Annotated in this window: 4 protein-coding genes and 2 pseudogenes; all 6 read left to right on the top strand. The window is 73.6% G+C overall.

Translation table 11 applies throughout. The features are described 5' to 3' along the window. On the top strand, positions 1-832 hold an 832-nt coding region (locus tag ABZ896_RS51235; protein ID WP_360945920.1), incomplete at its 5' end, for an isochorismate synthase. Further along, complete coding sequence (locus ABZ896_RS51230; RefSeq protein ID WP_360945917.1) at positions 829-2,457, top strand: (2,3-dihydroxybenzoyl)adenylate synthase; 1,629 nt, start codon at positions 829-831, stop codon at positions 2,455-2,457. The genes ABZ896_RS51235 and ABZ896_RS51230, both read left to right, overlap by 4 nt. A gap of 15 nt (positions 2,458-2,472) precedes the next feature. Next, positions 2,473-3,096: pseudogene (locus tag ABZ896_RS51225) on the top strand (isochorismatase family protein); the annotation flags it as partial. Between the two features lie 27 nt (positions 3,097-3,123). Next, complete coding sequence (locus tag ABZ896_RS51220; RefSeq protein ID WP_360945923.1) at positions 3,124-3,339, top strand: phosphopantetheine-binding protein; 216 nt, start codon at positions 3,124-3,126, stop codon at positions 3,337-3,339. Continuing rightward, complete coding sequence (locus ABZ896_RS51215; RefSeq protein WP_360945914.1) at positions 3,336-7,190, top strand: amino acid adenylation domain-containing protein; 3,855 nt, start codon at positions 3,336-3,338, stop codon at positions 7,188-7,190. The genes ABZ896_RS51220 and ABZ896_RS51215 overlap by 4 nt, the downstream gene beginning before the upstream one ends. Further along, a pseudogene (locus tag ABZ896_RS51210) lies at positions 7,187-7,649 on the top strand (hypothetical protein); the annotation flags it as partial. The gene ABZ896_RS51215 and the pseudogene ABZ896_RS51210, both read left to right, overlap by 4 nt.

Genomic DNA, 7,649 nt, shown 5'->3' with positions numbered 1-7,649 from the left:
GGTCGACATCGAAGGCAAGTGGCGCTACGAACCCGTGGGCATGGCCCTGGTCGGCGACCACGGCCAGAACACCCGCGGTCTCACGTACAAGGTCGTCCTCGCCCGCACCCTGGAACTGACCTCCGGGCGCGAGCCCGATCTGCCCGCGATGCTGCGCCGGCTGGCCCGCCGGGATCCGGCCGGCTACACCTTCGCGCTGCCGAGCGGCCCCGGCCGCACCCTGATAGGCGCCAGCCCCGAACTCCTCGTGGCCCGTACGGGCGGCCGGCTGACCGCCAACCCGCTGGCCGGTTCGGCGCCCCGCAGCGCCGACCTGGCCGAGGACGTCCGGCGGGCGGTCGCCCTCCTGGAGTCCGAGAAGGACCTGCACGAGCACGCCGTGGTCGTGGCCGCCGTACGACAGGCGCTGGCGCCGTACTGCGACCGGCTGGAGGTGCCGGAGCGGCCCACGCTGGTGCGCACCGCGGCCATGTGGCACCTGTCCACCACCGTCACCGGGGAGCTCTCCGACCCGGCGGCGACCGCGCTGGACCTGGCGTCCGCGCTGCACCCCACCCCGGCGGTGTGCGGCACGCCGACCGAGGTGGCCCGGAGGGTGCTCGCCGAGTCGGAGCCGTTCGACCGGGGCCCGTACGCGGGCATGGTCGGCTGGCAGGACGCGGACGGGGACGGCGAGTGGGTAGTGACGATCCGCTGCGCCGAGGCCGAGGGGCGATCGCTGCGGCTGTTCGCGGGAGCGGGCGTCGTCGCCGCCTCGACCCCGGAGGACGAGACGGCCGAGACGGCGGCGAAGTTCCGGACGTTCCTGCACGCGGTGGGGGCCTCGCTGTGACCCTCACCCCGGGCGTGGACGCCCCGACCTGGCCCGCCGAGTTCGCGGACCGCTACCGGGCGGCGGGCTACTGGCGCGGCGAGACCTTCGGGGGCGTCCTGCGCGAGCGGGCCGCCGCCCATCCCGACCGGATCGCCCTCGTCGACCCGGCGCCCGTGCGCCGCACCTGGACCTACCGCGAGCTGGACGAGCGGGCCGACCGGCTCGCCGCCGGGTTCGCCGCGCGCGGGATCGGCCGCGGCGACCGGGTGGTCGTCCAGCTGCCCAACATCGGCGAGTTCGTCGAGGTGGTCTTCGCGCTCTTCCGGATCGGCGCGCTCCCGGTGTTCGCGCTGCCCGCCCACCGCGACACGGAGATCGGCCACTTCTGCGCCTTCACCGAGGCCGTCGCCTATGTGATTCCCGGCGTGTACGGCGGTTTCGACCACCGGGATCTCGCCTCCCGGGTACGGAAGCGGACCCCAAGCCTGAGGTACGTCTTCGTGGCCGGCGATCCGGGTGAGCACACGGCGCTGGACGAGGTGCCCCGCGAGCCGTCCGCCCCGCCCGCCGGACCCGCACCGCACGAACTGGCCTTCCTCCAGCTCTCCGGCGGGACAACCGGTGTACCGAAACTCATCCCGCGCACCCACGACGACTACCTGTACTCGCTGTGGGGCTCCAACGAGATCTGCGGGGTCGACGCGGACACCCGCTTCCTCGTCGCCCTCCCGGCCGCGCACAACTTCCCGATGAGTTCGCCGGGTTGGCTCGGCGTGCTCTACGCGGGCGGTACGTCGGTGCTGTGCCCGAAGCCCGATCCGGCGACGGCGTTCCCGCTGATCGAGAGCGAGCGGATCACGATGACGGGTCTGGTTCCCCCGCTGGCCCTGGTGTGGACGGAAGCCGCCGCCGGGTCCCAACAGGACCTGTCCAGCCTGGAGTTGGTGCTCGTCGGCGGCGCCAAGTACAGCGAGCGGGCGGCGCGGCGGCTGGAGCCCGCCCTGGGCTGCCGGCTGATGCAGGTCTTCGGCATGGCCGAGGGTCTGGTCAACTACACCCGGCTGGACGACGATCCGGAGACGGTCGTCACCACCCAGGGCCGTCCGATCTCCCCGGACGACGAGATCAGGATCGTCGACGAGGCCGGGGACGACGTCCCGGAGGGCGGGTTCGGGCAGCTGCTCACCCGCGGCCCGTACACGATCCGCGGCTACTGGCGGGCCCCCGACCACAACGCGCGGTCCTTCACCGCGGACGGCTTCTACCGCACCGGCGACATCGTGCGCCGCACCCCGACCGGCCATCTCGTCGTCGAGGGACGGGCGAAGGACCAGATCAACCGGGGCGGCGAGAAGGTCGCCCCGGAGGAGATCGAGAACATCATCCTCGCCCATCCGGCCGTGCACGACGTGTCCGTGATCGCCGTCCCCGACGAGTACCTCGGGGAACGCTCCCTCGCCTACGTGATCCTGCGCGAGGGCGCCGAGCCGCTGAGGCCGGTCGCGGTCAAACGGTTCGTGCGCGAGCACGGGATCGCCGCCTACAAGGTGCCCGATCTCGTGGAGTTCGTCGACGCGTTCCCCCGGACGGGCGTCGGCAAGGTCAGCAAGACGCAGCTGCGGTCGTCCGCCGAACAGTCCTGAAAGGCCCTTCCTCCCATGGCACTTCCCGCCATCACCCCCTATCCGCTCCCGTCCGCCGACGAGTTGCCGGCCAGCCGCGTGTCGTGGACGGTCGACCCGGCCCGCGCCGTGCTGCTCGTCCACGACCTCCAGCAGCACTTCCTGTCCGCATTCCCGGCCGGCGCACAGCCCCTCGCCGGCCTGCTCGACAACACCTCCCGGCTGCTGAAGGAGGCCCGTCGCGCCGGCATCCCGGTCGTCCACTCGGCCCAGCGCGGCGGGCAGTCACCCGAGGAACGGGGACTCCAACTGGACTTCTGGGGGCCGGGAGTGGCAAACGACCCCTCGTCCCTCGCCGCGCCCGGGGCCGTGGCGCCCGAGCCCGGCGACACGGTCCTCACCAAGTGGAAGTACAGCGCGTTCGTCCGGACCGACCTGCACCGCCTCATGGGCGAGCGCGACCAGCTCGTGATCGTCGGCGTCTACGCCCACATCGGTGTGCTGATGACCGCGGCCGACGCCTGGCAGCGGGACATCCGGGCGTTCGTCGTGGCCGACGCCGTCGCCGACTTCTCCCGCGCGGACCACGACATGGCCCTGCGCTGGGCCGCGGGCCGCTGCGCGGTCGTGACCACCACCGAGGCGCTCCTCGACCGGCTCCGGTCCAACGGGGTCACCGGGCTCACCGTGGAGCAGATCCGCGCCGACGTCGCCGACTGCCTCGGCGAGGACCCCGCCGACATCCCCGTCGACGAGAACCTCGTGGACCACGGCCTGGACTCGGTGCGCGTGATGGCCCTGCTGGAGCGCTGGCGCCGCGAGTACGGCGTCTGCGCCGACTTCGCCGATCTCGCCGAGAAGCCCGCCGTCGAGGCCTGGGCCGCGCTGTTGGGGGCGGTATGACCGTCACCCTCACGGCGCTGCCCCTGACGGCGGCCCAGTCGGGCATGTGGTTCGCCCAGGCCCTGGACCCGCTCAGCCCGGCCCAGAACACCGCGGAGTGCCTGGAGATCGACGGACCGCTGGATCCGCGGCTGTTCGCGGCGGCGCTCCGGCAAGTGACCGCGGAGGCCGAAGCGTTGCGGGTCCGGGTGGCGGACACTCCCGAAGGGCCACGGCAGTACCTCCACGACGAGATCGAACTCCCCTTGACGGTGCGGGAGTCGGCCACTCCCGAGGAGGCCGAGGCGTGGATGCGCGCCGATCTGGCCGCGCCCTGCGACCTGGCGTCCGGCCCGCTGTTCCGGCACGCGCTCTTCCGGGTCGGCGAGGACCGCTGGCTGTGGTACCAGCGCATCCACCACCTCGTCATGGACGGGTTCGGCTACTCGCTCCTGGTCCGCCGCACCGCCGAGATCTACTCGGCGCTCGCGCGCGGCGAGGAGCCTCCCGCACGGACCTTCCGCCCACTGGCGGACCTGGTCGCGGACGACGCCGAGTACCGCGCCTCCCCCGGCTTCGCGGCCGACCGCGCGCACTGGACGGGATCCTTCGCCGACCGCCCGGAGGTACCCCGCCTCGCCGGCCGCGGCGCTCTGCCCTCGCGGTCCTTCCTGCGGCGTACGGCGTTCATCGGCCCGGAGACGACCCAGCGGCTGCGCGAGCTCGCCGCCCGGCTCCGCGCGACCTGGCCGGACGTCCTGATCGCCGTCCAGGCCCTCTACACCTCCCGGGCCACGGCGCAGTCGGACGTGGTCCTCGGACTGCCGATGATGGGCCGTATGGGCTCGGTCGCGCTGCGGGTGCCGGGCATGGTCATGAACGTCCTGCCGCTGCGGCTGACCGTCACTCCCGAGGCGACCTTCGCGGATCTGGTGCGCCAGGTCGTGCACGGCATCCGCGAGGTGCGCCGCCACCAGCGCTACCGCTACGAGGACATCCGCCGCGACCTGGGCCTGCTCGGCGAGAACCGCGGCCTGGTCGGCCCGCTGGTCAACGTCATGCCCTTCGACTACGGCGTCGACTTCGCCGGCGCCCCCGCGCGGGCGCGGAACCTGTCGGCGGGGCCGGTCGAGGACCTGACGGTCAACATCTACGACCGGGCAGACGGCCGAGGTCTGCGCATCGACCACGACGGCAATCCCGCGCTCTACGACGACACCGCCCTCGCCGCCCACCAAGCACGGTTCCTCCACCTCGTGGACCGGCTCACCGAGAGCGACCCGCACCTGCCGCTCGCCGCGCACACCGTGGCCACACCGGCCGAACAGGCCCTGGTCGTCGACGAGTTCAACCGCACGGGCCGCGCGCTGCCGCCGACCACGCTGATCGGGCCCATCGAGTCCCGGGCCGCTCGCAGCCCCCACGCGACGGCCCTGCTGTACGGCGAGCGGAGCCTCACCTACGCGGAACTCAACGCGAGGGCCAACAGGCTGGCCTGGCATCTGCGCACCCTCGGCGCCCGGCCCGGCGCCCTGGTCGCGGTCTCGGTGCCGCGCTCGGTGGAGCTGATCGTCGCCCTGCTCGCCGTGCTCAAGGCGGGGGCGGCCTATCTGCCGCTGGATCCGGACTATCCGGCCGCACGGCTGACGTACATGCTGGAGGACGCGGCGCCCGTCTGCGCGATCACCGACCGGGCCGGGCGGCTGCCCGAGGACACGGGCACCCCGCTGGTCGTGCTGGACGGGCTCGACGTGTCGGCGCGGCCGCCGGTGGACCCGCCGCGGGCCCTGACCCCCGCGCACCCCGCGTACGTCATCTACACGTCCGGCTCGACGGGCCGTCCGAAGGGGGTCGTCGTCCCGCACCGGGCGATAGACAACCGGCTGCGCTGGATGCAGCACGAGTACCGGCTCACCGCCGGGGACCGGGTACTCCAGAAGACGCCGTCGTCGTTCGACGTGTCGGTGTGGGAGTTCTTCTGGCCGCTGCGCGAGGGCGCCGCCCTGGTCGTGGCGGAGCCCGGCGGCCACAAGGATCCCGCCTACCTGGCCCGGCTCGTCCGTGAACGGGCCGTCACCACCTGCCACTTCGTGCCGTCGATGCTCCAGGTGTTCCTGACCGACCCGCACGCGGCCGGGTGTGCGGACGTGCTGCGCCGGGTCTTCTGCAGCGGCGAGGCGCTGCCCCGGGAGACCGCCAACGCCTTCGCACGGGTCCTCCCGGGGGTGGAGCTGCACAATCTGTACGGCCCGACCGAGGCGGCCGTGGACGTCAGTTACCACCCCTGCGTCCCCGAGGCTCCCGGCCCCGTCCCGATCGGGCGGCCGGTGTGGAACACCCGTCTGTACGTGCTGGACGCGGCACTTCGGCCGTGCCCGCCCGGCGTACCCGGTGAACTGTTCCTGGCGGGCGTGCAGTTGGCGGACGGCTATCTGCGCCGGCCCGAGCTGACCGCGTCCCGTTTCGTCGCCGACCCGTTCGGCCCGGCGGGCGCCCGGATGTACCGCACGGGTGATGTGGCGCGCTGGAGCGCGCAGGGCGAGGTCGAGTACCTCGGCCGCACCGACCACCAGGTCAAGCTGCGCGGGCAGCGCATCGAACTCGGCGAGATCGAGGCCGCGTTGGCGGCCCGGCCGGGGGTGGACGGGGCATGCGCGCTGGTGCGGGAGGACCGTCTCGTCGGCTATGTGACCGGCGGCGCCGACCCGGCGGCCGTCCGGGCCGCGCTGGCGCGTGAGCTGCCGGAGCACATGGTGCCGGCGGCGGTGATCGCGCTCGACGCGTTCCCGCTCAGCCCCAACGGCAAGCTGGAGCGGAGCGCCCTGCCCGCACCGGTCTTCGAGGGTTGCGGCGAGACCCGTCCCGCGGCCTCCGCGCGCGAGGCGGCTCTGATGCGGATCTTCGCCGAGGTGCTGGACGTCTCGCGGGTCGGCCCGGACGACGCGTTCTTCGACCTCGGCGGCACCTCGCTGCTCGCGGTACGGCTGGTGACCCGGGTGCGGGAGGAGTTCGGCGCCGAGCTGACGATCGGCTCCCTCTTCGAAGCGCCCACCCCCGCCGCTCTCACGGCCCGCCTCGATGCCGCGGGCCCCGCGTCCGAGGACGCCCTGGACGTCGTACTCCCCCTGCGCACGGAGGGGTCACGGCCGCCGCTGTTCGCGTTCCATCCGGCGGGCGGGATCTCCTGGTGCTACGCGGGGCTGGCCGCACGGCTCGGGCCCGAGCAGCCGGTGTACGGCATCCAGGCGCGCGGTCTGGCCGACGACGCGCCGCTGCCGCGGACCCTGCTGGAGGAGGCGGAGGACTACGTCGCGCGGATTCGGGAGGTTCGACCCGAGGGGCCGTACCGGCTGATCGGCTGGTCGGTCGGCGGGATCCTCGCGCACACCGTGGCGGTGCTGCTCCAGAAGGCCGGTCAGGAGGTCGAGTTGCTCGCCCTCCTGGACGCCTTCCCGGCGGAGCAGTGGCGGGAGCGGCCCGCGCCGGAGGAGGGCGACGCGCTGACCGCCGTCCTGCGCATGGCGGGCTTCGAGCGCACCGGGGAACGCGACCGGGAGGACGTCCTGGCCACCCTGCGCAGGGCGGGGAGTCCGCTCGCCGGGCTGTCCGACCGCGCGCTCTCCCGGATCGTCGACATCGTGCCGAACCACGCGCGGATGATGCGGGAGCACGAACACACCGTGTTCGAGGGCGACTTGGTGTTCTTCACCGCTGCCGCGCCGCGTGCCGAGGACTGGCTGACGCGGGAGGCGTGGCGGCCGCACGTGAGCGGGGCGATCGTCAACCACGACCTCGACTGCACTCACCCACAGCTGCTGCGGGACGGGTACCTCGACGAGATCGCGGCCCGACTCAAGGAGCCGGCCGCGTGAACGCCCGTCCTCAGGTGCTCGTGCGGGGGCCCGGACTGTGCCTGCGCGATCTGCGGCAGGGCCCGCTGCTGTGGCTGGTGCGGACGCCGGAGACGGGTGTCCCGCTCGACATCTCGGTGCTCGACGCGCACGAGCGCCGCCGGGCGGCGGCACTGCGCCGGCCGGCGGAACGGGCGCTGTACGTCGCCGCGCACGGGGCGCTGCGGCGGGTGCTCGGCGCCTACGCGGGGCTCTCGCCGGCCGCCGTACGGCTGGCACGGCAGAGCTGCCCGGCCTGTGGCGGTCCTCATGGTCGGCCCGTGCTGTCGGGCCCCGCGGGCCGGGCGCTGCACTTCTCGCTCGGGTACTCGGCCGGGCTCGCGCTCCACAGGCACAGCGCGTTGATCCGGTACAGCGACTCGAACTGCAGCCAGGACACGAACCCGACGCCGAACAGACACCCCGCGTCGAAGGTCAGCC

The sequence above is a fragment of the Streptomyces sp. NPDC047072 genome (genome assembly GCF_040643855.1).
In the GTDB taxonomy this organism is placed as follows: Bacteria; Actinomycetota; Actinomycetes; order Streptomycetales; family Streptomycetaceae; genus Streptomyces.
The sequence above is the reverse complement of the archived record's forward strand: the minus strand, read 5'-3'. Positions and strand labels throughout refer to the sequence as shown.